This window comes from Sphingomonas sp. 179-I 2A4 NHS (assembly GCF_045369135.1).
Classification (GTDB): Bacteria; Pseudomonadota; Alphaproteobacteria; order Sphingomonadales; family Sphingomonadaceae; genus Sphingomonas.
Map to the genome: position 1 here is coordinate 13,949 of NZ_JBIQFL010000012.1, position 23,490 is coordinate 37,438.

At 65.1% G+C, this 23,490-nt stretch carries 22 protein-coding genes; 17 read left to right on the top strand and 5 right to left on the bottom strand.

The genetic code is table 11. The features are described from left to right. Window positions 1–314: 314 nt before the first annotated feature. Window positions 315–734: an IS200/IS605 family transposase gene (tnpA, locus tag ACH0CP_RS16005; RefSeq protein ID WP_010408862.1), complete on the bottom strand. Its 420-nt coding sequence runs from the start codon at window positions 732–734 to the stop codon at window positions 315–317. Between the two features lie 1,574 nt (window positions 735–2,308). Next, window positions 2,309–3,331, bottom strand: coding sequence for a hypothetical protein (locus ACH0CP_RS16010; protein WP_205499236.1), 1,023 nt, complete (start codon window positions 3,329–3,331; stop codon window positions 2,309–2,311). Window positions 3,332–3,447: 116 nt separating this feature from the next. On the opposite strand from ACH0CP_RS16010, the gene ACH0CP_RS16015 reads away from it, so the two are divergent. The 3 genes from ACH0CP_RS16015 (at window position 3,448) to ACH0CP_RS16025 (ending at window position 6,943) form a co-directional block, all read left to right on the top strand. After that, window positions 3,448–4,587: a tyrosine-type recombinase/integrase gene (locus ACH0CP_RS16015; protein ID WP_010408866.1), complete on the top strand. Its 1,140-nt coding sequence runs from the start codon at window positions 3,448–3,450 to the stop codon at window positions 4,585–4,587. Window positions 4,588–4,839: 252 nt separating this feature from the next. Beyond that, a complete protein-coding gene (locus ACH0CP_RS16020) occupies window positions 4,840–6,633 on the top strand; it encodes a thiamine pyrophosphate-requiring protein (protein ID WP_037447408.1) in 1,794 nt (597 codons plus the stop codon). A gap of 34 nt (window positions 6,634–6,667) precedes the next feature. Beyond that, the gene (locus ACH0CP_RS16025) at window positions 6,668–6,943 is read left to right on the top strand and encodes a hypothetical protein (RefSeq protein WP_010408871.1); all 276 of its coding nucleotides are present in this window, start codon (window positions 6,668–6,670) and stop codon (window positions 6,941–6,943) included. Here ACH0CP_RS16025 and ACH0CP_RS16030 read toward each other — a convergent pair. Beyond that, window positions 6,910–7,827, bottom strand: coding sequence for a lytic transglycosylase domain-containing protein (locus tag ACH0CP_RS16030; protein WP_171007652.1), 918 nt, complete (start codon window positions 7,825–7,827; stop codon window positions 6,910–6,912). The genes ACH0CP_RS16025 and ACH0CP_RS16030 overlap by 34 nt on opposite strands. 222 nt (window positions 7,828–8,049) lie before the next feature. Between ACH0CP_RS16030 and ACH0CP_RS16035 the strand changes: the two genes are divergently transcribed. From ACH0CP_RS16035 to ACH0CP_RS16090, 12 genes are all read left to right on the top strand, one after another. Further along, complete coding sequence (locus ACH0CP_RS16035) at window positions 8,050–8,679, top strand: ParA family protein (RefSeq protein WP_029623217.1); 630 nt, start codon at window positions 8,050–8,052, stop codon at window positions 8,677–8,679. 456 nt (window positions 8,680–9,135) lie between these two features. Next, a complete protein-coding gene (locus ACH0CP_RS16040; RefSeq protein ID WP_037447391.1) occupies window positions 9,136–9,975 on the top strand; it encodes a toprim domain-containing protein in 840 nt (279 codons plus the stop codon). A 58-nt stretch (window positions 9,976–10,033) separates the two neighbouring features. Next, window positions 10,034–14,248, top strand: coding sequence for a strawberry notch family protein (locus tag ACH0CP_RS16045; RefSeq protein ID WP_037447389.1), 4,215 nt, complete (start codon window positions 10,034–10,036; stop codon window positions 14,246–14,248). Between the two features lie 164 nt (window positions 14,249–14,412). Then, on the top strand, window positions 14,413–16,461 hold the full coding sequence (locus ACH0CP_RS16050; RefSeq protein WP_037447387.1) for a ParB/RepB/Spo0J family partition protein: 2,049 nt from the start codon (window positions 14,413–14,415) through the stop codon (window positions 16,459–16,461). 125 nt (window positions 16,462–16,586) lie between these two features. After that, entirely contained in the window at window positions 16,587–17,525 is a 939-nt protein-coding gene (locus ACH0CP_RS16055; RefSeq protein WP_037447385.1) for an ArdC family protein, read from the top strand. A gap of 15 nt (window positions 17,526–17,540) precedes the next feature. After that, window positions 17,541–18,029 (top strand): hypothetical protein, encoded by a 489-nt coding sequence (locus ACH0CP_RS16060; protein ID WP_037447383.1) that lies wholly within the window; start codon window positions 17,541–17,543, stop codon window positions 18,027–18,029. Further along, window positions 18,026–18,223: a hypothetical protein gene (locus ACH0CP_RS16065; RefSeq protein WP_037447380.1), complete on the top strand. Its 198-nt coding sequence runs from the start codon at window positions 18,026–18,028 to the stop codon at window positions 18,221–18,223. The genes ACH0CP_RS16060 and ACH0CP_RS16065 overlap by 4 nt, the downstream gene beginning before the upstream one ends. 34 nt (window positions 18,224–18,257) lie before the next feature. Beyond that, the gene (locus ACH0CP_RS16070) at window positions 18,258–18,743 is read left to right on the top strand and encodes a hypothetical protein (RefSeq protein ID WP_037447366.1); all 486 of its coding nucleotides are present in this window, start codon (window positions 18,258–18,260) and stop codon (window positions 18,741–18,743) included. A gap of 76 nt (window positions 18,744–18,819) precedes the next feature. Then, window positions 18,820–19,464, top strand: a complete 645-nt coding sequence (locus tag ACH0CP_RS16075) for a hypothetical protein (protein ID WP_037447363.1) — start codon at window positions 18,820–18,822, stop codon at window positions 19,462–19,464. A 37-nt stretch (window positions 19,465–19,501) separates the two neighbouring features. Beyond that, window positions 19,502–20,125 (top strand): DUF6927 domain-containing protein, encoded by a 624-nt coding sequence (locus tag ACH0CP_RS16080; protein ID WP_037447360.1) that lies wholly within the window; start codon window positions 19,502–19,504, stop codon window positions 20,123–20,125. Next, a complete protein-coding gene (locus ACH0CP_RS16085) occupies window positions 20,122–20,367 on the top strand; it encodes a hypothetical protein (protein WP_081873262.1) in 246 nt (81 codons plus the stop codon). Before ACH0CP_RS16080 ends, ACH0CP_RS16085 begins: the two co-directional genes overlap by 4 nt. Further along, window positions 20,364–20,882: a thermonuclease family protein gene (locus ACH0CP_RS16090; protein WP_037447358.1), complete on the top strand. Its 519-nt coding sequence runs from the start codon at window positions 20,364–20,366 to the stop codon at window positions 20,880–20,882. Before ACH0CP_RS16085 ends, ACH0CP_RS16090 begins: the two co-directional genes overlap by 4 nt. 63 nt (window positions 20,883–20,945) lie before the next feature. Here the strand turns inward: ACH0CP_RS16090 and ACH0CP_RS16095 are convergent, their stop codons facing one another. Then, entirely contained in the window at window positions 20,946–21,470 is a 525-nt protein-coding gene (locus ACH0CP_RS16095; protein ID WP_016510268.1) for a hypothetical protein, read from the bottom strand. 75 nt (window positions 21,471–21,545) lie between these two features. Between ACH0CP_RS16095 and ACH0CP_RS16100 the strand changes: the two genes are divergently transcribed. Further along, window positions 21,546–22,853, top strand: a complete 1,308-nt coding sequence (locus ACH0CP_RS16100) for a hypothetical protein (protein ID WP_037447350.1) — start codon at window positions 21,546–21,548, stop codon at window positions 22,851–22,853. A 43-nt stretch (window positions 22,854–22,896) separates the two neighbouring features. Continuing rightward, window positions 22,897–23,352 (top strand): hypothetical protein, encoded by a 456-nt coding sequence (locus tag ACH0CP_RS16105; protein ID WP_126059502.1) that lies wholly within the window; start codon window positions 22,897–22,899, stop codon window positions 23,350–23,352. On the opposite strand, the gene ACH0CP_RS16110 is transcribed toward ACH0CP_RS16105, so the two are convergent. After that, window positions 23,304–23,486, bottom strand: a complete 183-nt coding sequence (locus tag ACH0CP_RS16110; RefSeq protein ID WP_010408931.1) for a CsbD family protein — start codon at window positions 23,484–23,486, stop codon at window positions 23,304–23,306. The two genes, ACH0CP_RS16105 and ACH0CP_RS16110, sit on opposite strands and share 49 nt — an antisense overlap. Window positions 23,487–23,490: the final 4 nt, after the last annotated feature.

Sequence of the window (23,490 nt, forward strand, 5' to 3'; positions counted from 1 at the left end):
GAGAATGGCTCGCGCGCGCACGTCAACTTATCCGTGTGGACCGTTCCCGAAGTAACGAGCCGGGCCCCGGACCCGTCTGTATGGCGCCCCATCAAATGTGCGTGGGCTGCGAAGATCCAACCACGCGCGATCCTTTGCCAGCCTTCTTCTCGGATGAGCTTTGCCGGGCACAGCTGCGCCAGCGGGAGGATCGCCCGTTCCACCTCTCCAGGCAGCCGTCACGGTACTTAGAGAACGGCGCTTATAGGGTGGGATTTGTGATCAGATTGCCCGGATCTGATAGCTGAATCACTGACCGGCTGACGCCGGTAGGATCAAGCGGTGGGGCTGAAGCCGTCCTTGTGGGTATGTCGGTCGAGGTAACGCATGATGATGTCATCGGTGATGTTGCCGGATGTGGTCGAGAAGTAGCCGCGCTGCCAGAAGCGTTGGCCCCAATATCGTTTGCGGATGTGCTCGAATTCCTGTTGGATCTTGCGGGATGAGCGCCCCTTGGCCCGGCGCACGAAGTCGCTGACCGAGACGTGCGGCGGGATTTCGACGAACATGTGTACGTGGTCCTTCGACAGCGCGCCGTTGATGATCTTCACGCCCATCTCGGCACAGACCTGACGGATGATCTCGCGCACCCGTAGCCGAACATCGCCGATCAGCACCTTGTACCGATACTTCGGCGCCCAAACGAGATGGTAGCGATGATGGAATGTGGTGTGACAACCGGACCGATACGCCATAGCCTGTAACCTCGGGAAAAGCGGAAGCTTCACGCCTTCGGCGGCTTCCGCTTTTCCCGAGGTTACAGGCTAGCACGCGAGTCTGTGGCTGAAGCCAGTATCCGACTGAAGTCGGAGGGGTTCCTCCTTGCTAGAGGACTCTAAAGGTCAAACTGTCGACGCTCCAAAGAGGCTGGGGAGGGGAGGGGGAGTCATCCTCGCTGCTTCGATGCCGTTCCTGAAATACCGTGAATGCTTCGACTGCAAACGCCTCCGGGAGCGCTAGACATCCACAATCGGCGCCCATCGCCTGGCCAAGCCCCGTTCTCAATGTACCGTCGAGATCACTGGCCGGCTCCCGAGAAACCTCGAAACTTCGCGGTCCAGGCAGCCGAGCGGGATGCGCTCAAGGCAACAAAACGTCGAGATCATCGCCGTTTTAGGTCAGTTCCGCAGGGTCCCGTTCCTAAAAGACCGTCAATGATTCGCCCAAGGACTCGGGAGGGCCGCGGAAATGCCGCTCGACTCCTCCGAACACAGGGCGGCCTCGCCTGACGCCTATAGTTCGACAACGAGCGCTGCCGGGTGTAACATGCCTGAAAGGCACGGAAAACAGCCACTTTGCGGACGAGTAAAACGCGTTTTACTCCCTTGGAGACGTCCTGTGGCCCGCGCCGTGCCCACGGTATTTCAGGAACGGGGCACGGTACATGAGGAACCGAATCACGGTTCAATGGGAACGCCCCGCAGGGTATTTCAGGAACGGCCAAACGGTATAATGGGAACGGCGCTGAACTCCCGACTCGCGCTGAATCGGCGAGTCGCGAAAGATCCATCCACAGCTTAACTTTTTATCCTATTCTCTAAAGAGATTAACCCGCCTGCGGCGCTCCCTTCTTTTGAAGAATTGATTGGGAAGAAGGGGAAGGGACGATCGCCGCGCACTAAGCACGTCGTCCACCCAAAAAGCTCCGTCGCGTGCGTCGCCTCACACACCCGACCGCAGATCGACGTCGATTATCGCGGCGCCTAGACTCCTTGCAAGCCAGCCATCGCGGAGCACCTCACTACGCTCAGGTCGCCGAGGGCACCGTGACAGGAGCCATTTTCCAAGACCCGAACGAAGTCCGACCTGCACTGAGCGCCGCCAGCAGCCCGCACAGCGTGTTTCCGCTCTCGGCTATCCCCACGGCAAGCAAAGCGCCCAGAAGGCCGCTGTGGGGCCTTCCTGCCAAGCCTGATCACGAGAAGCATGCCGTTGTGGGTCAGAGAACCCGTGGACTGGACATTGCAGCTACCGCCTTCAACTATCGATAGACGATAGCCGCCGACTGCAGAGCTCGTGTTTCACCACTGGGACAAGGGGAACGAGACCGCGCTCGCCGGCAAATCAGTTCTTGCTGCATCCAGCGCTATGAATTGCGAACAGGGGAGGGGAGGCAGCTACCCTTTGGTGAAAGGTTTGCCGGCGCACCTCGGTAGAGAGGCCCCGGCCAGCCGACGACATTCCAATCGTTCGACAGAAGGATGCTCCGGTTGATAGACCGGTTCATCAGACCGGGCGGCAAGCGAAAGATCCTCCTACGGACTGTCGTTCACAAACTCTCGGCGCGATGCTGGAGAAGCTTGTCGATGTTCTCCATCTCGCGATCGAAGGCATCGAAGACCTCCGACAGCTCGCGGCTCGCTGGCGGGGGAGGGACCACGTTGCGCGGCCGTCCACGCTTGGGCGCTGCAAAGCCAAACTCGATGGCAAGGTCCGTGCTCAGGAACACGCGCCAGGTCCGCCGCTGGGTGATCTCCACGAGCAAGCCGCAGTCGACGGCACGGCCCAGCAGTTTGCTCGCGCCGGCAACGCTCATGCTGAGCAGCTCCGCCAGCGACTGAGGCGAGAGCAGTGGCCGGTGATGGAGGAGGGCCGCGAGCCCCGGGAGGTGGCCAGGTCGATATTCCGCGACGATCGCATGCTGGGCCGCGCGATGGAGCTTTTCCAGCTCGTGCAACCGTGCGAGGTTTGCGGTGGCGCTTGCCTCAAGGCTGCGCATGGCCGCATACCAGTCCTCGTCTCCGACAGTTCGCTTCAGCCTAAACGCCTTCACGCCGCCCACGAGGCAGGGCAGGGGAGTGGTCACCATCCCCTTGTCGCGCAGAGCGAAGGGCAGCGAGAGCCAGGGCAGGGCGGTGCTGTCGAGACGCGCATGCTGGCGGACCCGATCGAGCGCGCGGATCAGCGGCGAATGGTCCGCGGCTATCTCGATCTCGCCGATCGCGGTCGGGAGCGCGTCGCGCCAGGCGAGGGGGTCGGGATCGCGCAGCGCCGCTTCCCAGGCGGGAAAGCGATCGAACAGGTCGAGGTTGGTCGACCGCAGCGGCCGGCCGGGGATTTGCAGCCCGCAGCCCCAGGAAAATACGTCAATTTCGTCGATCTCGGCCGATTGCAGTTGCAGGGCCCGGGTGTAGCCACTCCAGGCGGCGCGGCGTGCCCAGGCCGATGCCACCGAACTAACGCAAAACCGGGCATCGAGACGCGTAATGGCGGCCGTGCAGGAGGCGATCGCGGAGACCATCTTCGCGCTGTAGGCGGGGCCGTAGCGGCTGTTCGAGAGAGGCGCGTCCACGCCGTCTTTTAACCCAGAGCTGCTCTCAGTCAAATTGGCTCGTATGCGTAGTCGTGATAATGGGAGATTATCACGACCCTATTATTATGAGAAGGACCGGGCTATGTCTCGCCGTCATGGCGAAAACGGCCCTCACCCGCAGGCAAAGCACGCCGCCCGCCGGCGCCGACGACGTCGTGGGCGAGGTCCGCGCGCTGGCTATCGACAAGGCGGCGGTCGATCCGCAGGTCATCGCGGCCGCGGCGCGGGCCTGGTCGCCGAACACGATCCGCGCGTTCCTTTCCGACATGAAGCTCTGGGATGCTTGGTGCCGGCGCACCCGAGTGCGGGCAGGGGAGGCGACCGCCGAGACCGTCGCGGCCTATGTCCGCGCGCTGTCGGGTCAGGATCATGATGAGGCGACGCGGGCGACGCCGCAGAGGGCGGCCGCGACGATCGCGCGCTATCTCGTCAATATCGGCTGGGCCTATCGCATGGCGGGGCTGGACGATCCGACCGCAGCCCCGCTCGTGCAGCTCGAGCACAAGGCGGCGCGCAAGCTTCTCGGCACCCGCCAGACGCAGGCGCGGGGTATCCGCTACAAGGGCGATGTCAGCGATCTCGACGCGCCGGCGAGCGGCGTGAGCCTCGCGGTCCTCCTCAAGGCCACGCGCCGCGATCTCCTGGGCGCGCGCGATCGCGCGCTACTGCAGGTCAACTATGATACCGGCTGCCGGCGCTCCGAACTCGCGGCGATGCGTATCGAGCATATCGACGGGCCCGACGTCGACGGGGCAGGGGTGGTCGAGATCGGCCGCAGCAAGACCGATCAGGAAGGGCAGGGGGCTCTCGCCTATCTCTCGCCCGCGACCATGCGCGCGATCGCTGAATGGTGCGACAAGGCCGGGATTGCGCGCGGGGCCCTGTTCCGGCGCGTCGAAACCTGGTTCGATGGCTCGATCCGCGGTGTGGGAGAGGAGGCGCTCAACCCCGGCACGATCACGCTCATCTACAAGCGGTTGATCCGCCAGGCATTCGACAAGAAACTGCTGGGGGCGATGAGCGAGGCCGAGCTCGAGCGCTGGGTCGCGGCCGTGTCGAGCCATTCGATCCGGGTTGGCGTGGCGCAAGACAATTTTGCGGCAGGAGAGAGCCTGCCCGCCATCATGCAGGCCTATCGCTGGCGCGATCCCAAGACGGTCATGCGCTATGGCGCGAAGCTGGCGGCCAAGAGCGGAGCGAGTGCGCGTCTCGCGAAGCGTTTCGGCGGTGAATGACAGGTTTTAGCTGTCCGCGTTTGGACAGTCGCAAACCGATGACCTGGCGCGGTTGGGCAGTGAGCGACACCGACATGCCTCAACGACCGAAGAAGCGAGCTCGCCGTCGGGCCGGCCCTAGCGCGCACCGATGGGGGCGAAGCCGCCGACCGGCGGGAACGCCTGTGCGCACTGCGACGTTCTTCTCGTCAGCGCGAGCATGCGTGACTGAACCTCTCCGGCTCGAAACCAAATCCCAAAGTGGAGGGCGGCATGGCCCGCATGTCGAGCGATTTCTTCGTCCAGCGCCTCAAGGATTGGGGCGTGAGCCGAATCTACGGCTATTCTGGCGATGGCATCAATGGCGTGCTGGGGGCGCTCCAGCGCGCCGAGAAGGAAGGCTCGGGCATCGAGTTCATCCAGGTCCGCCACGAGGAGATGGCGGCCTTCATGGCGACGGCGCATGCGAAATTCACCGGCGAGCTCGGCGTCTGCCTGTCGACCGGCGGTCCGGGCGCGACCCACCTGATCACCGGGCTCTATGACGCCAAGCTCGACCATGTCCCGGTCCTCGCGATCGCGGGCCAGGCCGAGAGCACCGTGCGCGGTGCAAGCTATCAGCAGGAGCTCAATCTCGACCGACTGTTTGCCGACGTCGCCGCCTATGTGCAGGAGGCGAGCGCGCCGGCGCAGGTCCGCCATGTGACCGATCGCGCGATCCGGATCGCGGTCGCGGGCAACGCGGTCTCAACCATCGTGCTGCCCAAGGACATACAGGATACGAAATATGAGGAGCCGGGCCAGGCGCACGGCTTCACCCGCTCGGGCACCGGCTATGCACATCCGATCGTCGTCCCGCAGCCCGCCGATCTCGCGCGCGCGGCGGAGGTACTGAATGCAGGCGCCAAGGTCGCTATCCTGATTGGGGCGGGAGCCCGCGGCGCGTCGGCCGTGGTGACCGAGGTCGCCGACCTGCTTGGCGCCGGCGTCGCCAAAGCGTTGCTCGGCAAGGATGTCCTGCCTGACGATCTGCCGTTCGTGACCGGGGCGATCGGCTTGCTCGGGACCAAGCCATCGTCCGACCTCATGCGCGAGTGCGACACGCTTCTGCTGATCGGCACGGGCTTTCCCTGGGCCGAGTTCCTGCCGAAAGACGGGCAGGCGAGGGCCGTGCAGGTCGACATCGACGCATCGATGCTGGGGCTGCGCTACCCCGTCGAGGTCAACCTGCATGGAGATGCGGCCGAAACGCTGAAAGCGCTGATCCCGCTGCTCCAGCGCAAGGATGATCGCAGTTGGCGCGAAGGCATCGAGAAGGCGACTGCGCAGTGGTGGCAGACGCTCGAGGAACGCGCCATGGCGGAAGCAAAGCCCGTCAATCCCCAGCGCGTGGTCTGGGAAATGTCGCCGCGTCTGCCCGCCGACGCGATCGTCACCTCGGATTCGGGCTCATGCGCCAACTGGTACGCGCGCGACTATCGCGTGAAGGTCGGGCAGCGTGCCTCTCTCTCGGGCGGTTTAGCCTCTATGGGCGCTGCGGTTCCCTATGCGATCGCGGCCAAGTTTGCTTATCCTGATCGGCCCGTCGTGGCGCTGGTCGGCGACGGCGCAATGCAGATGAACAATCTGGCCGAACTCATCACCGTCCAGAAATATTGGAAGCAGTGGCGCGATCCGCGCTTCATCGTCTGCGTCTTCAACAACGGCGATCTCAACGAGGTCACGTGGGAACAGCGGGTGATGGAAGGCAATCCGCGTTTCCCGACGACGCAGGATATTCCGGACGTCCCCTACGCGCGCTTCGCGGAATTGCTGGGGCTTGGCGGCATCTACGTCGATGATCCATCCGCGCTTGGGCCGGCGTGGGAAGTTGCGCTCTCCGCCGATCGCCCGACGCTCATCGAGGTGAAGACCGATCCCGAGGTCGTGCCGTTTCCACCGCAACTGACGCTCGAGCAGGCCAAGGGTCTGATGAGTTCGATGGTGATGGGAGACAAGGGCCTGGGCACGATGATCGCCGACACGGCGCGCCAGCTCCTGGTAACTAATGCGCGATTCAGCGGTTAATGGACCGTCAGCATCTTGCTGCTAGGTGGTCGGCATGCCCCAAGCGACACTTCAGGCCTGGCTTTCACTCTATGCCGCGGTCGGCGTCATGGTGGCGCTGTGCGCTGTCCTCGCGATGATAAAGACCGCCTACGATTATCGTCTGGGAACTAGGAAACTCCCAACTGCGACCGTCCTCGATAAGGTACTCGTTGCACCCCGGTTGTGGATACGTTGGCAGATCAACTATCTGCTCGGCGCGCCGGCGATCCTCGGAATTGCGATCTATTACGCGCACTACCTCGGGTTCGATACTCTTGTAGATGTGTAAGCGAGTAACTGGACCCCCCTGCCCCGGAATTCCTGTCGACCCACTGCCAAACCGGCGGTCTGAATCGATGCTGTCCTGAACGATCCGGTGCTCCACCCTCGAGTGATCGCTGCGACATAGTCCATCGTCTCGCGAAACGGCGGAATACGGCGCATCGATCGAACGCGTCCTGGACCTGCATTGTACGCGGCCAAGGCTAGATCGACCCGCTTGAACTCATCCAGATGCGCGCGGAGGTATCTGGCCCCTCCCCTCAGGTTCGACAACGGATCTCTCGAATTGAAAACCCCAAGTCCACGCGCTGTACCGGGCATCAATTGGGTAAGGCCAACGGCGCCCTTCGGTGATACGATCAATGGGTCATAGCGGCTTTCCTGGGCCACCAGTGCATCGAAAAGCCCGACTGGCACACCAGCTTCGCACGCCACGGCCTGGATCAAGGGGTAATATTGAGCCCGCCGAGCTTCGAGCCAGCCTGGAAAATCGCCGCGTGGACGGTAGGGTGTGATTGAGCAAGCCTGTGGGGTGTAGAGATAACTTGCCATATCGGACATCGCTGCCCGGCCAGCTCCCCCCGAAACCTGGCCAGTCTGCATCCAAAGGGGCACCGATATATGCGACGTGCTTATTGCCTCCTCTTGGGGTTCCATTACGGGGCTGCCGAATGATCTGAAGTCATTGCCTAAAACGGCTTCCATGCTTGGTACTGGCGGCGTTCCGTCTGTTGGCATACCCCGCATTCTCGGGCCCACATCGATGACGGCTTCAACTGCCTGCCCATCAAATGTCATTACCTCGGCCTGCTTAGCTGCCGATGTTTGCGCCCATAGCAGTGCCATAACACTACCCACTACGCATAAGCTCGAGTTCGATCGCGTGTTCATCGATCATTGAACATCATGTTTCGATCAACCGCACAACGTGGAAAAAAATTCCACTATCTCCCAGTGCTTGATCCAGACTAGGTCAGGCAAACCCCCGTGGGTAGCAGCTAGCTCACAGATATCTGCTGGTTGGGTATCAGCTAGCTATCACATAGGTAGCGGTTGCCAAACTGCTAGAGAGCGGCTAGCTATCCAGTCGTTCGAACTATCACAGGATCGGTCATGGCTGCTGTCGTAGCATTCGTCTCACAAAAAGGCGGTGTAGGAAAAAGCACCTTGGCAAGAGCCCTTGCTCGCGAGGCGGCGGCAGGCGAACTGCGGGTTAAAATCGCCGATCTCGATACTCAACAGGGCACTTCGGTCGATTGGCACCGAGCACGCCTTGGCATCTCCATCGAGCCGATTGTGTCGGTTGAGGCATTCAAAACCGCGTCTCAGGCCCTGGCCGCTGCAGACGGCTTCGATCTGCTTATCATCGACGGCCCCGCTCGGACCAGCAAAGCTACACTTGAAATTGCACGGTCATCGTCACTCGTGGTTCAACCCACCGGCGCATCCTTGGACGATCTCAGGCCTGCCGTCCGCGAATACCATGCCCTTGTTAAGGAGGGTATCCCGACTGGACGGCTCGTTTTTGCGCTCAACCGCATTGGAACTTCGGCTGAAGAAAATGACGCGCGGGCGTATTTGACCGAAGCGGGGTATAATGTCCTCGACGGTTCGATCGTGGAACGACCAGCATACCGGCAAGCGCAGAACCAAGGCCTGTCAATTACCGAAACCAAATTCTCCGGCCTTAACCAGCGTGCTGATACTCTGATCCAATCCCTAATCGACAAAGTAGCGGGGTGAATGATGGCCGATATCTCGAAGCTAAAGAAGGCTACTCGTTTGGGTTCACCCCCACCAATCAGTGAGGCGAGCCAGAATTTGGATGCACCCGAAGTAGCCCCCGCCCCTCCGGCTGCACCGCTGATAACCGCAACCCGCATTGATGCCCGCAGTTCGCGCAAGACTAACCGCACTCAACAATTTGCGACTAGGGTCACACCCGAATGGGACAATCGAATCCGCGAAATAGCTCAACGTGAGGGTCTGCTTCTTACAGAAGTGCTCGAGAAGGCACTCGACGCTTATGAGAAACTGCTAGCTCAAAGGTAGCTAGCCGCTAGATACCAGCCATCTCAACGCTAGATAGCGGAGGTCTAACTGCTAACACGGGGATCTTCCGCTAGCTGCTAGCCAGCAGCTACTGAGTCACCTAGGAAGAGAGAGAAGGGGGTCAGAGGCAGCGAGAAAGGATCGGTCATGCCCCTCGTTGCGCTAAAACCCACCCAGACCATCGTGGACATCGTCGGCGCCCTCGGCGGCACCTGGCACGGCTACAACGCCATGTGCCGTTGCCCGGCCCACGCCGACAGCGATCCCAGCCTCTCGATCCGGCAGGGCCATGACGGCATCCTCGTTCACTGCTTCGCCGGCTGCACCGCCGAGGACGTGCTCCGCGAGATCGCGCGCATCAGACCCGGACGCACCTACGACCCACCCGCTGAACAGCGCACCGGCAGACCCGCCAACATCGAACGGCTGTGGAACGAGGGGTTGCCGATCGCCGGAACGCCCGCGGAAGCCTATCTCCGCTTTCGCGGCATCACCGGCGCCTTCGACGACCTGAGCTACCACCCGCGCTGTCCGTGGGGACCGAAACCGCATACCCGGTTCCTCCCGGCGCTGCTGATCGCGGCGCGGGAGGGGCGCACGCTGCGCTCGATTCAGCGCATCTTCCTCGACCTCGCGCATGGCGGCTATCTCGACAAGGCGACGCTCGGCACGCCGGGAGGTGCGACCTGGCAGGGCATGCGCGTCACCGACACATTGGCGCTTGGTGAGGGGTTCGAGACCTCGGCCGCCTTCACCCAGATCCACGGCATCCCGTGCTGGGCGACGCTCGGCGCGGCGCGGCTCGACCGTGTCCACATCCCCGATAGCGTCACCACGCTGATCTTCGCCGAGGACAATGACTTCGAGGGCCGACGCGCACGACGCAAGGCGTGGGCCGCCTATCGGCCGCGCGGGCTGACGCTGAAGCGGATACCGCCACCCTCACGTTATGGCGACTGGGCCGACGTCGTGAAACCCGGAGCCTGAGAGGGAAGGGGGGTCGGGGTCGTGAGCTGCACGAGCAGCCACAGACCCGGAGACCCCCATGACCGACCTGTTCGACCCTGCGCCCGCGCGCGCCGACCATGCCACCGCTGCCGCCCGCCTGCTGCTCCCCGCGATCGCCGGCGACGCGAAGATCACCCGAGCGATGCTCAACGACGCGATGATCCGCGCCTATGGCGGCACCGACGCCGATGGTCACTGGACCCAGCGCGAGAGCTTCGAGGTGCTGGAGCATGCGACCGCGCTGGCGGTATGCGCAGCAGGCACCACGCCGGCGGTCGACGCCGCGATCGGGCTTATGGCGCGCCTTCCTACCCAGACCGTGCGCAGCGAGGAGCAGATCGACTGGCAGCAATTCTCGACCCCGCTCGATCTCGCCACGATCACGGTCATGCTCGCGAACGCACGCGCGGATGACATCGTACTCGAACCGAGCGCCGGCAACGGTCTCCTGGTAGCGGGCCTCCCGCCGATCGCGGCGCTCCAGCTCAACGAGATCGATCCCGCGCGCCGCGAGCGGCTGTCGGCCACCTTCCCGAAAGCCAGCGTTACCGGCCACGACGGCGCGCAGATCGCCAGCGTCATGGCATCCGCGGAGCGCCCCAGCCTCATCCTGATGAACCCGCCCTTCTCGCGCTCGCTCGGCCGCGGTGCCGACGCGCTCGCTGCGGTCCGCCACCTGCAGGCGGCGATCAAGCGTGTGCGGCCTGGCGGGCGCGTCGTCGCGATCATGCCCGACTGGTTCTTCAACTCCGCGCGCATGGGCACGATCTGGTCGACGACGCTGGCGAGCGTCGCGCTGCGCACCTCGATCCGGCTGACCCATGCCTATGGCAAGCACGGCACCGGAGTCGCGGTGCGACTCTATGTCATCGACAAGACGGTGGGTGATACCACGACGGTCACGCTCCAGCGCGGCGCCGTAAGCGACCTGGTCGAGGCGCTGGTCATCCCGCCCCGGCAGGATCTGATCCCGGAGGCCGCCACTCCGGCGCCGGTCAAGCGGGGCGGGGGGCTGTCCCTCCTGCGCAGCGTGAGATCGAAGCCCGCTGCCACCCCGCGCATCTTCCGCGCTCTCGCCAGGAACGAGGTTCTCCCGGTCGGCTACCAGGTACTCGAGACGCCGGCGCCACTCGCCGAGCAGTCCGGCGTCTATCTGCCCTATCGGCCGAGCCGTATCGTGTTCGACGCTGCCGGCGAGCATCCGACCGCGCTGGTGGAATCGATCGCGATGGGCTCGATCCCCGCGCCGATCCCCGTCCATGTTCCGTCGCTGCCCGAACGCACCGTCACCGAACGCCTCCTGTCCTCCTCGCAGCTCGAGACCGTCGTTTACGCCGGCCATGCCTGGACCCAGTATATCCCGGGCCTGAGCAAGCCAGACAAGGAGGGCGTGGGGCTGGTGCTCTCCGACGACGGACGCGCGTACCGCAAGGGCTATTTCCTGGGCGACGGCACCGGGGCAGGGAAGGGGCGGCAGGTCGCGGCCGTCATCCTCGACAACTGGCTGGCGGGTCGTCGCAAGAACATCTGGATCAGCAAGAACGAGGCGCTCCATGCCGACGCGATCCGCGACTGGACCGCGCTCGGCGGTCTCGCGGCCGATGTGCAGCCGCTCTCGCGCTGGAAGATCGACGAGCCCGTCACGATGGACGAGGGCGTCCTGTTCGTGACCTATCCGACGCTGCGCTCCAACCGCGGCGACGCCACCCGGCTCGATCAAATCATCGCCTGGGCCGGTGCCGACTTCGACGGCGTCATCGCGTTCGACGAGGCGCATGAGATGGGCGGCGTCGCGGGTGGCGAAGGGTCGATGGGCACCAAGAAGGGCTCGCAGCAGGGCATCGCCGGCGTTCTCCTGCAGAACCACCTGCCCGACGCCCGCGTGCTCTACGCCTCGGCGACCGGCGCGTCGGAGGTGAACAACCTCGCCTATGCCGTGCGGCTCGGCCTGTGGGGGCCGGAGACCGCCTTCGCCAACCGCGAGGCGTTCATCACCCAGATCCGGCAGGGCGGGATCGCGGCGATGGAACTGGTCGCGCGCGATCTCAAGGCGACCGGCCTCTACACCGCGCGCGCGCTGAGCTTCGCCGGGGTCGAATATGACATCCTCCGCCACGAGCTGACGCCTGAACAGATCGCGGTGTACGACACCTATGCCGATGCCTGGGCGATCATCCATCGCGGCCTTGAAAAGGCGCTCGAACTCACCGGCGTCGTCGACGGCAACGAGGGCAAGACGCTCGACTCGGGCGCGAAGGCCGCGGCGCGCTCGCGGTTCGAAAGCTGCAAGCAGCGGTTCTTCGGGGCGCTCCTCCTGTCAGCGAAGCTCCCGACCGTCATCGCGGCGATCGAACAGCATCTGGCGGCCGATCAGTCGGTCGTGCTGCAGCTGGTCAGCACCGCCGAGGCGATCCTCGACCGCCGCCTGGGCGAACTGTCGCCCGACGAGCGCGCCGACCTCGACATCGATCTCTCCCCGCGCGAGGCCGTGATCGACTATCTGACGCGGGCATTCCCGGTCCAGCAGATGACCTTCTTCCGCGATGACACCGGCGAGGTGCGCTCGCGACCGCTGTTCGACGAGAGCGGCCACCCGGTCACCAACCCCGAAGCCGAAGCCGAGCGCGACAATCTGGTCGAGCAGCTTTGCGCGCTGCCGCCGATCGCGGCCGTGCTCGATGCCATCATCACCCGGTTCGGCACCGAGATGGTCGCCGAGGTGACGGGGCGCACCAAGCGCCTCATCACGGTGAGCGGGGGAGGGCAGAAGCTCGAATCGCGCTCGGCCCGCGCCACGCAGGCCGATTCCGCCGCCTTCATGGAAGGCACCAAGCGCATCCTGGTCTTCTCCGACGCCGGCGGGACCGGGCGGTCTTATCATGCCAGCCTCGATGCGAAGAACCAGCAGCAACGCGCGCATCTGCTCCTGGAGCCGGGCTGGAGGGCCGATCGCGCGATCCAGGGCCTGGGACGTACCCACCGCACGCATCAGGCCTGCTCGCCCCTGTTCCGGCCCGTCACGACCGACTGCAAGGGCGAACTCAGGTTCACCTCGACCATCGCGCGGCGTCTAGACAGCCTCGGCGCTCTGACGCGCGGCCAGCGCCAGACCGGGGGGCAGAATCTGTTCGACCCGGCCGATAATCTCGAAAGCGACTACGCCAAGGCGGCGCTCATCAGCTGGTATCACCTGCTCGTCGCGGGGAAGCTGACCAGCACCAACCTCACCGATTTCCAGCATCGCACCGGCCTGGAACTGCTCGATACCGACGGCGTGTTGAAGGAGGATCTCCCGCCCATCCAGCGCTGGCTCAACCGGTTGCTGGCGCTGCCGATCGGGCTCCAGAACTGCATCTTTGACGAATTCCTGGCGCTGGTCGAGGCACGGGTCGCGGCCGCGCGCGAGGCGGGGACACTCGATGTCGGCGTCGAGACGATGACGGTCGAGACCGCGACCGTGCTCGACGATACGATCCTGCGCACCGACCCGGTCAGCAAGGCGACCTCGCACCTGCTGACGATCGAGGTGACCCGGCGCCGCAACCCCATGTCGCTCGAGCGCGTGCTGCGCATCGCCGATACCGACCAGACCGCCGTGTTCGTGCGCAACGGCAAGTCGGGCAAGGTCGCGCTGCGCACCAACGCGCGCTCCTGGCTGACCGAGGACGGGGTGGCGGTGTCGCGCATCGAACTGATGCGTCCGACCCGGCACGAATATCTCGCACTCGACGATCTCTACGAGACGGCCTGGGAGGAATGCAGCCGCGCACGGTTCGAGGCGGAATGGTCGGCCGAGGTCGACGAGATCCGCGGCAAGCTCGACGTCGAGACGATCCGGCTCGCGACCGGCCTTCTGCTGCCGATCTGGTCGGCGCTGCCGAGCGACCATCTCGTGGTCAACCGCGTGGTCGATGCCGAGGGTCGCTCCTGGCTCGGGCGCATGGTGTTCCCGGGCGACGTGCCGGCGCTGTTCTCGAAGATGGGCCTCGACAGCAACGACGTGCTCAGCCCGGCCGAGGTCGCGCGCGCCGCGATGGAGGGCGGGACGGTCACGATCCGGCGACCGTTCGTGTGCGAGGTGAAGCGCGTACGCGTCAACGCCAAGCCGCGCATCGAGATCAGCGGCGCACCGGCCGACCAGCTCGCGTGGCTCAAGTCGATCGGCTGCTTCACAGAGATCATCGCCTACAAGACGCGCGTCTTCATCCCCGTCGAGACGGCCGATGCGGTTCTCGCAAAGCTGATGGCCTGACCGGCACGATAACAGCCAGCTAGCAGCAAGGTAGCCGCTTGTCGGCGAGCCCCAGTCGCCCTCCCGCCCAAGCGGGAAACGAGAGGGGAGAAGGAGCGGGGAGGGTGTCCGGGTCGGGGGAAACACCCGTGCACCGGACACTTTCCCGCTCATGGAGACGATAGATGACCCAGACCGTCAAACTCGCGAAGCTGAAGCGTTCCGAGAAGAACGTGCGCACCACCCCGCCCAAGAATATCGAGGCGATGGCCGCCAGCATCCGCGCTCGCGGCATCATGCAGAACCTGCTGGTGACCGCCGCCCGCCCGAAGGGCATGTTCGAGATAATCGCCGGCGATCGCCGCTATCTCGGTGCGATGATGCTGGCCGAAGCCGGCGAGATCGTTGCCGCCGACTATGACGTGCCGGTCAAGATCATCACCGGCGACGAGGCGGACCTGCGCGAGGTGTCGCTGACCGAGAATTTCCAGCGCGAGCAGATGACCGTCGCCGAGGAATGCGTCGCGTTCCAGCACTTCCTCAAGACCGACGGTGACGTCGACGCGGTCGCCAAACGGTTTGGCCAGACCCGCCGCTTCATCGAGGGACGGCTGCGCCTCGCCGATCTTGCCGAACCGATCTTCGAAGCCCTGGCCGCGGGCAAGATCTCCTACGAGATGGCCAAGGCCTACGGCTCGACGGCCGACAAGGCCAAGCAGGAGCGCGTGTTCGAGCAGTATGGTCACTCGTCCTACGTCAACGCCGACCAGATCCGTCGCGCGATCGCCAACGACACGATGAAGGCGACGGATCCGATCGCGATCCTGGTCGGTGCCGATGCCTATGTCGCCGCGGGCGGCCGCATCGAGCGCGAACTGTTCAGCGAGGACGGTGACCGCTGGACCGACCCGGAACTCGCGCAGACGCTCGCTGCCTCGCTGATGGAGGCCGAGGCCAAGCGGCTCGGCGAGGAACTGGGCGTCGCATGGGTGCGCCCCGTCGCCACGACCAGCCTCTACGGCATCACGTCCGACCTCCACCGCGTGACGCTGCCGGCAGCGCCGCTGACGGACGAGGAACAGACGCGCTGCGACAAGATCGAGGAGCGCGTGCAGGTCATCGAGAGCGATATGGAGGACGAGGGTATCGATGACGACACCTATGCCGCGCTCGATGCGGAATCGGATCGGCTGCGCGAGGAATATCAGGCGATCCACGACAAGGCGCCCGAGCTGACCGACGAGGTCAAGGGCCAGGTCGGCGTCTTCCTGACGCTCGGCCGCGACGGCAAGATGACGCTCGACACGACCTATTACAGCGAAACGCCGATCCGCCTGCCCGGGGACGATCGGCCGCTGCCGTCGTCGCCGTCGTCGCGTCGCACCGCCGACCTGCCGCCCGAGGCGGTCGCTCCTGGCGGCAAGCCGCTCAGCGCGCGGCTCCATGACGAACTGGCGGTCCAGCGCCGCGACATCCTCGCCGCCTCGATCCTCGGCGATCCGGGGCTCGCGCTCGACTATATGCTGTTCTGCCTCGCCGACCCCAGCCACGGCTACGGCCGCTACGGGACGACGGTTCGGGCAGGGCGTCCGCAGGACCCGCAGATGCCCAAGGATCAGCCCGCCACGCAGGCGCAGGTCGCGATCGCCGAAGCCCGCGAGGGTCTCGACACGTCGTGGACGGAAGGGTCGAACCCGGTCGAGCGGTTCGAGGCGTTCCGCGCGCTCAGCGACGACGCCAAGGCGGCCTGGCTCGCGGTCGTGGTGGCGACCTCGCTCGAGGCCAAGCCCGATTACAGCTCGGTCACCACCAACCCGCTCCATGCGCGGCTCGCCTCGATCCTCGAGATCGAACCCGCCAAATGGTGGCGCCCTACCTCGGCGAACTTCTTCGACCGCGTGTCGAAGGGTACGCTGCTGGCGCTGCTCACCAACGTCGGGGGCGCGCCGCTCGCGGCCCGCTACATGGCCTCGAAGAAGGGCGAGATCTCGACCAGCTGCGAGAAGCTGTTCGCCGGCGAAGCGATCACCGAGGCGGAGACCAAGGACGCGGCGCTGGCCTGGGTGCCCGACGCGATGCGGTTCGATCTCGTGTCGGTCGCCGGTGCCGACGAGGCAATCGACGACGAGCCCGGCGATGAGGGCTTCGACGACGACGACTACGGCGACACCGATGATCTCGGTGCCGACGATGCCGGGATCGACAGCGACGAGGCGCTGATCGCGGCCGAATAGCCCCCCGATACCCCCGGCCCGTTCGTCTCCCGGGCACACCTTGGCGGCTGTCCCTCACCGGGGCGGCCGCCTTCTTTTTACCCGCGGACCGTCACGCGTGGCCCGCGCATCGAGGGAGCTTTCCCATGACCTTTCACCGCAAATCGACTGCGCCACGCCGCGATGTCGCGGCCGAGATCACCAACCTCATAATCGCCAAGCTTGAAGCCGGCGTCCTGCCCTGGTCGCGCCCCTGGGGACTGACCGGGGCAGGGGGGCGACCGCTGCGGCATTGCGGCACGCCCTACACCGGCATCAACGCGCTCTATCTCTGGGCGATCGGCGACGCCCAGGGGTTCTCTGGCCGCAACTGGATGACCTACCGACAGGCGACCGAGTTGGGCGGACAGGTACGGCGCGGCGAGCATGGCGCGCACAGCGTCTATTATTCAACCTTCTCGAAAACCGAGGCGGACCGCGTCACCGGCGAGGCGGCGACGAAGAATATCCGGTTCCTGCGCTCGTACACGGTGTTCAACGTCGATCAGATCGACGGTCTCCCGGCGTATTATTATCCGGTGCCCGCACCGCCCGAACCGCGCATCGAGAGCCGGCACCGCGCCGCGATCGATGCCTTCTTCGGAGGCCTGCCGGCGACCGTGCGGCATGGCGGCGATCAGGCATTCTATTCGCCGATCGGCGACTATATCCAGCTACCGCAGCGCGGCGCGTTTCGCTCGGACGATCATTACGCCAGCACGCTCGCGCACGAATATGTCCATTATTCGGGCGCGCCGCAGCGCCTCAACCGCGAGTTCGGCAAGAAGTTCGGCGACAACGCCTATGCGTTCGAGGAGCTGGTCGCCTGCATCGGCCAGTGTCTGGTGTGCGCCGACCTCAATCTGCCCGGCGAGCTGCACGACAATCACGCCAGCTACGTCGACCATTGGCTGAAAATCCTGAAGGGCGATTCGAGCGCGATCATCAAGGCCGCGGCGAAAGCCGAGCAGGCGGTGACCTGGCTCCACAACGCCGCCGTGGGTGGCGCGGCCGAGGTCGACCAACCCGAAGCCCTCGCGGCATGACCCGGAGATCTCACCATGCACATCGAGTTGCGCAAGCTGAAGGTGGTCGACGCTTTGTCCGAGGAAACGACTTGCTACTCGGCCGAGATCTGGATCGATGGGCAGCGCGCCTTCCTCGCGTCGAACCGCGGGCATGGCGCCGCGGACGATTACCATGCCGTCGGCAGCGTCACCGAACAGGCGGTCGATGCCTGGCTCGCCGCCAACCGTCCCGTCTCGCGGCTCGGCGACAGCGTCATGCCGCACTGCCTCGAGTTCGAGGTGGCGGCGCTTATCACCCGGATCGAGGAAGCGAAGCGGCTGCGCCGGCAATGCCGGACGAAGCTGGTGACGATCGAGGGCGACCAGGTGTTCTGCTATCCGCTGAAGGGCAGGGCAGCGCCAACGGTGTTCGCCAACGTCCAGCGGCGCACGCCGACGGCCCGAATGGTCAATGGGGACGATTCCGCGATCGACGAGGCGGTCACGCTGATGATCGCGCAGTCCGAAGGGGACATGGCATGATCCTCGATCTGATGGCGCTGCTGACGCCGGCGCCGCTCGATCCACTGTGGGAGGCCGAGAAATCGGGCTGGCGGTGCTTCGTGATGGGCAATACCGGCTGCTGCCATCGACGCGGCAGCCGACTCGAAGCAGCATGGCAACGCGGGTTCGACGCCGCATGTCGGTCGGGCGATGCCGGACGGCTTATGCTATAGCCAGACCGTATTACCACCCGAGGGCGCTGATGCGATGCGGAGCTTCGACCCGACAACCGGCCTTTCGCGGTCGACACGCAATCTCCTTCTTCTGGCGATCGTGCTGGCCGTCATTCACCATGCCGACCATGTGCTGCGCGTGGATCACAGCGGATGGCCGTTCCGCGCGATGGTGACACCGTTCACCTTCAGCCTCATCGCCTATCCCGTCCTGCTGTTCGCGCTGCTCGGCCGAGCGTCGCTGTTCTGGCTGCGCTTCGCCCTGCTCGCCATCGGCGCCGCCCTGACGGTCTTCGCGCACGCGACGCTGGAGAGCCCACGGATGCAATATGCGATGTGGGCCTATAATCGCAGCCTTGAACCGCAATTCTGGGACGTGCGCAATCTCTGCGGCATCCAGTCGGGTACGATGGGCGTCATCGCCGTGATCGTGTCGATGGCGCTCAATGTGACGCTGGTTGCCACCTGCGTTTCGATGCTCAGGGATGGCCTGGGTCGGCATCGCGGGCACACGGACTGATCCTGACCGTACTCCAGGCAAGAAGGAAAGAGGGACGGGATGGGCTGAGCGCATAGGGCGCTCAGGGAGCCCATCGATGCCATACGACGTCGCCTTCCGCCACCAGCAGGCGCTCGACCCGAGCGCGCTGGTCACGATCGGAGCGAGCCTCCACGCCATTACCCGCGCGATCGATGACTGCCGCAACGCCGGGATCGCCTTCGAAACCGATCCCGCGGTCATCCTGCTCGCCCGTCACCTCGCGAGCGTTACCGCGCCGCAGTCCGAGGACGCGCTGCTCAAGCGGCGCTGCATGGACCGCATCGCCGAGTTGCGACAGCACCCGGCATTGCTGACACTCGCGGTGCGGGGCGTCGCGCACGACGCGGCCGCCAAGGATCGCTTCCACAGCGACGGACGCAAGGCGCTGCGCCGGCTCGCCGACACGCTGGGACTCGACCCCGCGCACTATGACCTGCGCTCGAACCGCAGCCACGCGTCGCGATCGGGCGAGATCACCCTACACGGCGAGGAGCTGTGGATGCAGCTATCGCTCCACGGCACCATGGCCGATCGCGAGGTCATCTACCGCCGCGTCAGCGGCCGTCACGACCACCTCGGGGAGCGCGACTGCTACGCCTCGATCCGCGACCTGCTCGCACCCGAGCGGTTCGCCGTGCGGCTGCGCAAGGAATTGCGGCTCACAGCGCCGGTCGCCGAGCCGGTCAGCCTGTTCGGCTGATCGATCACCCATCCACACCCGCGAAAGGACCGCCATCATGGGCTGGCTCAGCATGCCGCTGTCGTCGATGTTCCCGCACACAGGCCCCAAAGCCTATCTCGACGCGCAATTCACCTACGACAACCGCGACGCGGACGGAAAGGGGAAGGCGCTGCGCGTCATCGCCTCCTCGTGCCTGCGCAACAAGGTCTGGTACGCAGCCGTGGTGCCGTCCACCGATGGCAACGACGAACCCGCCTTCGCGGCCGTGTGCATGGTCAGCTGGAACCCGCGCGCCAAGGACGGATTTGTGTTCGCCTACAAGGATATGACCGAACACGCCGGGCCATGCGAGGCCGAATGCCCCGAGCGCATCCTGTCGCTGCTCGGCGACACCGACGATCCCGGTGCCCTGAACTGGCGCCGACGCTGCCTCGAGCGGCTCGCGACGCCGGTACGCCCGCTCGAACACGGCATGCACATCCGCTTGCCGAGCAAGGTCACCTTCGTCGACGGCTATGAGGGCGACGAGTTCATCGTCCACAAGCGCGGCCGCAAGATCTCGCTCGCGATCCCCGGCAACGGCTACCCGAAATATCGGATCGGCAACCTTCGCAAATGGGCGTGGACGCTCGTGCCGCCCAAGCCCGAAACCCGCGTCCACAAGACGGTGTTCGGTTGATCGCCGACATCCCCCACGTCAGGATCATCGCCATGTCCGCCCCGTATCCCCCCGTCACGCCCAGCCCCAAGCGGTCGCAGCTCTGCAGCCGCGCCCATGCCCAGCGCGTCGCCATGCGGATGTTCGATGCCGGCGCACGCCAGGTCTCGATCGTGCGCACCGGCGATCCGCTGCAACCCTTCCGCGTTCTGCCGATCATCGTCGACGGACCGAACGTCGAAGTCGAATTGCGCTACGCATGAGGGGCGCCCTGCTCCTCGGCATCGCCGCGCTCGCCGCCTGCGGGGCAGGGGAACCCCAAGGCCGCGACGGGGCGACGATCACCGGCGAGGGGCGGGCGATCGACGGCGACACGGTCTCGGTCGATTTCCGCCTGTCGGGGGCCGACGCCTTCGAGCGCAAGCAGATGTGCTCGAAGGACGGTGCCTGCTATCCGTGCGGCAAGTTCGCGCAGGATTCCGCCTCGCGTATCCTCAAGAGCAGTGTCGCCACGATCCGCATGACCGGCGCGAGCAGCTACGGCCGTCCGATCGCCATCGTCACGGTCGACGGCTACGACCTGGGCGAGCAACTGATCCTGCAGGGTCTGGCGGTGCCGGCGACGCAATATCTGCGCGGCGATCCGCAGCGCGCCGCGCGCTATGTCGCTGCGGCCGAACAGGCGCGATCAGCGGGCCGCGGCGCCTATGCGGGAGAATTCATCGATCCGGCGCGCTGGCGGCGCGGGGAACGGCTCGCGTGCGAGGCGCGTTACTGATATCCCCCCCTGGAAGAGGCGGTCCGGCATGCTCCCTTGCCGAACCGCCTTTTCTTTTTGTCGTCAGCCCTTGAGCTTCGGACCGGGGCCACGATCGTCGGAATCGTAATCGGGTCCCGGGTCATGCGACCAGGACGCGCCGATCGCGAACGCGGGGTCGAAGCGGCCCAACGGACCATCCGGCTCGGCCGCGACATACGGATTGACCAGCGGCTTCACCGGCAGCTTGTTGCGATAGATGTGCCCGGCGATGCGACCGCGCGCCTCCAGCAGCTTCTCCAGCCAGACGAGATCGTCGAGCATGGTCACGACGCCCTTGCCGGCGACGCAATAATAGAGGCACCGCTGGAAATCGTCGCACGCGGTGCTGAGGATCGTGGTCAGCTTGACCTTGCCCTCGTTCTCGCCCTCGTGGATCCATTCGAGCGATTCCCGCAACTCGCGCGCCGAGAGATACGCATCCTCCGGATTGCTGCCGATGCACGCCCCCGCGAGCATGCGCCGGGTAACGCGAATATCCAGATCGACCGACAATTCGGTGAGCACCGCATCGAGGTCGAACTCTCCGATAAATTCCGAACGCTTCATGGCCAGCTCCTTTGTTCATTGAACGTAACGTGAACAAAGGCGACAAGGCAAGCATTATGGAGTAGCTTCACCACCATGTGGCTCGTCCCACGCGATACCCGGGGTCTTACCCTGCGCTCGCCCGTACCCGACGTGGTGCGCGAGGCGCTGGTGCGCTGGTACACAGGCGAAGGCGAGGACAGCGATCACCGCGCCTCGGTCATCATGGTGGTCAAGGCACGCGATCATCACCAGTGGATAGCCTGCGACTGCCTGGGGGAGGGGACGGACCCGCCGCTACTCTCGCCGGCCTATCTCTCCGAAGCCGAAACCTATTACCTGCGCCGGCTCACCAGCATCCGCCAGCGTCGCCCCGAACATGACGTCGACTGCCCGTTCTTCCGGGAGCAGGCGCCGCCCCGCATCCGCGAGAAGGCGACCACCACCCCGCGCACGATCCACGAGCCCGACGGGCTGTTCTCGGCGCACCGGCTCGCCCCCGAGAAGCTGGCGCAGCTCCCTGATGACAGCGAACCCGACGATCGCACCCGCGGCGTCGCGATCCCGCGCCTCGCGCGCCTGCTGTGGCAGTTGATGGAAATGGCGCAGGTCAACGTCGTCGAACCACTCGAGGTCGGCGAGCCGCGCACGACATCGATGGCGAGCGAGTTCGCGGCGATGCGCGCCGCGGCCGAGCGGGTCCAGATCGCACCGGGCATCCCGCTCGCGCGCCATCTCTACACCCATATCGACCCCTACGAACGCGGCATCGTATTCGCGAAACTGCGCGAAGCGGCGAAGAAATGGCCGACCGAGCACGCCCCGCAGGCCTTCCTCCTGCTCTATGCGATCGACGTCTCCGGCTCGACCATCACGCTTGCCGAAGGGCGCGAGTTGATCGTCAAGAACCGCATCCGCCACATCGGCGTCCACCAGCGCCACATCGGGCCACCCTATCTGGTCCTGGCCGTCGTCGGCGAGCACAACCCGCGTGAGGGCTATGCCTGCCTGCGCGCCTATGCGCAGCCGATCGCGCGCCCCGCCAACTTTGTCGCGATCCACAATCTCGCCGAGCGCAAGACGATCGTCGGCCTGCTCGATCTCCAGTACCGGCTTCGCCGGCGCGGCATCGGCGTCGGCTTCAAACGGCTCCTGTTCGATATCGCGACGTTGATCGGGGAGATGCGTCCAGACCTTCTTCTCGACCTGCGCGACTTCACCACCGGCGAGGTGATCGAGGCGGCACTCGAAGTCGTCACCGGCGATGACGCCGACACGCTCGGGTTGAAACTGCGTCAGGTCGAAAAGCTGCGCGAGATCGCCCCCGTCGTGACGATCCATGCCGAGGATCTCGAAGGTGACAGGCTCGAGGCCGCCGTGCTCGACCAGCTGCACATCGGATGACGTCGTTCACAGGAATTTAATCGAGGGCCATCATCCTCGCGTCATGGCATCGACCACCCAGGCCAGAAACCAGCGGCGGATCCTGCGCTGGGCGCAGTCGTCGCTATGCGCCGGATGCGGAATGCCCCTGCCGAGTCCCCGGCACCTCGTCCGCTATCATCCCGATTACCCGACATTCGACCATGTCACGCTGCGCAGCGCGGGTGGACGACGATTACTGTCGAACGGCCTGCTGAAGCATCTGCGCTGCAATCAGGCACGGGGCGCGAGGCCGTCGACGGGGTGCGATGCGATCTGGATGACCGTGGTCGCGGCGCGGCTCGCCGATCGCCCCCGCAGTCTCAAGCCGATCTTCAAAGGTGGCGCTCGAAATCCCGCATTCCCGCCGCGCAAGGAAAAGGCCGCCCCGGTTTCCCGAAGCGGCCCGATCGGGTCATCGAAGGTCGAGCGTCAGATGTCGTCGCCGAGCGTGCCCTTGACCGAACCCTTCACGTCCTGAGCGGACCCCTTCAGCTTCTGGGCCTTGCCCTCGGCTTCGAGGCTCGCATTGTCGGTCGCCTTGCCGATGCCTTCCTTGACGTTGCCGGCCAGCTTGTTACCCGCCGCCTTCAGCTTGTCAGTCGCTTCGCCCATGATT

What these genes read in the sequence shown, in the direction of transcription:
- tnpA (WP_010408862.1), bottom strand. Translation starts at nt 734, where the DNA reads ATGGCGTATCGGTCCGGTTGTCACACCACATTCCATCATCGCTACCAT.
- ACH0CP_RS16015 (WP_010408866.1), top strand. Translation starts at nt 3,448, where the DNA reads ATGGCGAAAACGGCCCTCACCCGCAGGCAAAGCACGCCGCCCGCCGGC.
- ACH0CP_RS16020 (WP_037447408.1), top strand. Translation starts at nt 4,840, where the DNA reads ATGGCCCGCATGTCGAGCGATTTCTTCGTCCAGCGCCTCAAGGATTGG.
- ACH0CP_RS16025 (WP_010408871.1), top strand. Translation starts at nt 6,668, where the DNA reads ATGCCCCAAGCGACACTTCAGGCCTGGCTTTCACTCTATGCCGCGGTC.
- ACH0CP_RS16030 (WP_171007652.1), bottom strand. Translation starts at nt 7,827, where the DNA reads ATGAACACGCGATCGAACTCGAGCTTATGCGTAGTGGGTAGTGTTATG.
- ACH0CP_RS16035 (WP_029623217.1), top strand. Translation starts at nt 8,050, where the DNA reads ATGGCTGCTGTCGTAGCATTCGTCTCACAAAAAGGCGGTGTAGGAAAA.
- ACH0CP_RS16040 (WP_037447391.1), top strand. Translation starts at nt 9,136, where the DNA reads ATGCCCCTCGTTGCGCTAAAACCCACCCAGACCATCGTGGACATCGTC.
- ACH0CP_RS16045 (WP_037447389.1), top strand. Translation starts at nt 10,034, where the DNA reads ATGACCGACCTGTTCGACCCTGCGCCCGCGCGCGCCGACCATGCCACC.
- ACH0CP_RS16050 (WP_037447387.1), top strand. Translation starts at nt 14,413, where the DNA reads ATGACCCAGACCGTCAAACTCGCGAAGCTGAAGCGTTCCGAGAAGAAC.
- ACH0CP_RS16055 (WP_037447385.1), top strand. Translation starts at nt 16,587, where the DNA reads ATGACCTTTCACCGCAAATCGACTGCGCCACGCCGCGATGTCGCGGCC.
- ACH0CP_RS16060 (WP_037447383.1), top strand. Translation starts at nt 17,541, where the DNA reads ATGCACATCGAGTTGCGCAAGCTGAAGGTGGTCGACGCTTTGTCCGAG.
- ACH0CP_RS16065 (WP_037447380.1), top strand. Translation starts at nt 18,026, where the DNA reads ATGATCCTCGATCTGATGGCGCTGCTGACGCCGGCGCCGCTCGATCCA.
- ACH0CP_RS16070 (WP_037447366.1), top strand. Translation starts at nt 18,258, where the DNA reads ATGCGGAGCTTCGACCCGACAACCGGCCTTTCGCGGTCGACACGCAAT.
- ACH0CP_RS16075 (WP_037447363.1), top strand. Translation starts at nt 18,820, where the DNA reads ATGCCATACGACGTCGCCTTCCGCCACCAGCAGGCGCTCGACCCGAGC.
- ACH0CP_RS16080 (WP_037447360.1), top strand. Translation starts at nt 19,502, where the DNA reads ATGGGCTGGCTCAGCATGCCGCTGTCGTCGATGTTCCCGCACACAGGC.
- ACH0CP_RS16090 (WP_037447358.1), top strand. Translation starts at nt 20,364, where the DNA reads ATGAGGGGCGCCCTGCTCCTCGGCATCGCCGCGCTCGCCGCCTGCGGG.
- ACH0CP_RS16095 (WP_016510268.1), bottom strand. Translation starts at nt 21,470, where the DNA reads ATGAAGCGTTCGGAATTTATCGGAGAGTTCGACCTCGATGCGGTGCTC.
- ACH0CP_RS16100 (WP_037447350.1), top strand. Translation starts at nt 21,546, where the DNA reads ATGTGGCTCGTCCCACGCGATACCCGGGGTCTTACCCTGCGCTCGCCC.
- ACH0CP_RS16105 (WP_126059502.1), top strand. Translation starts at nt 22,897, where the DNA reads ATGGCATCGACCACCCAGGCCAGAAACCAGCGGCGGATCCTGCGCTGG.
- ACH0CP_RS16110 (WP_010408931.1), bottom strand. Translation starts at nt 23,486, where the DNA reads ATGGGCGAAGCGACTGACAAGCTGAAGGCGGCGGGTAACAAGCTGGCC.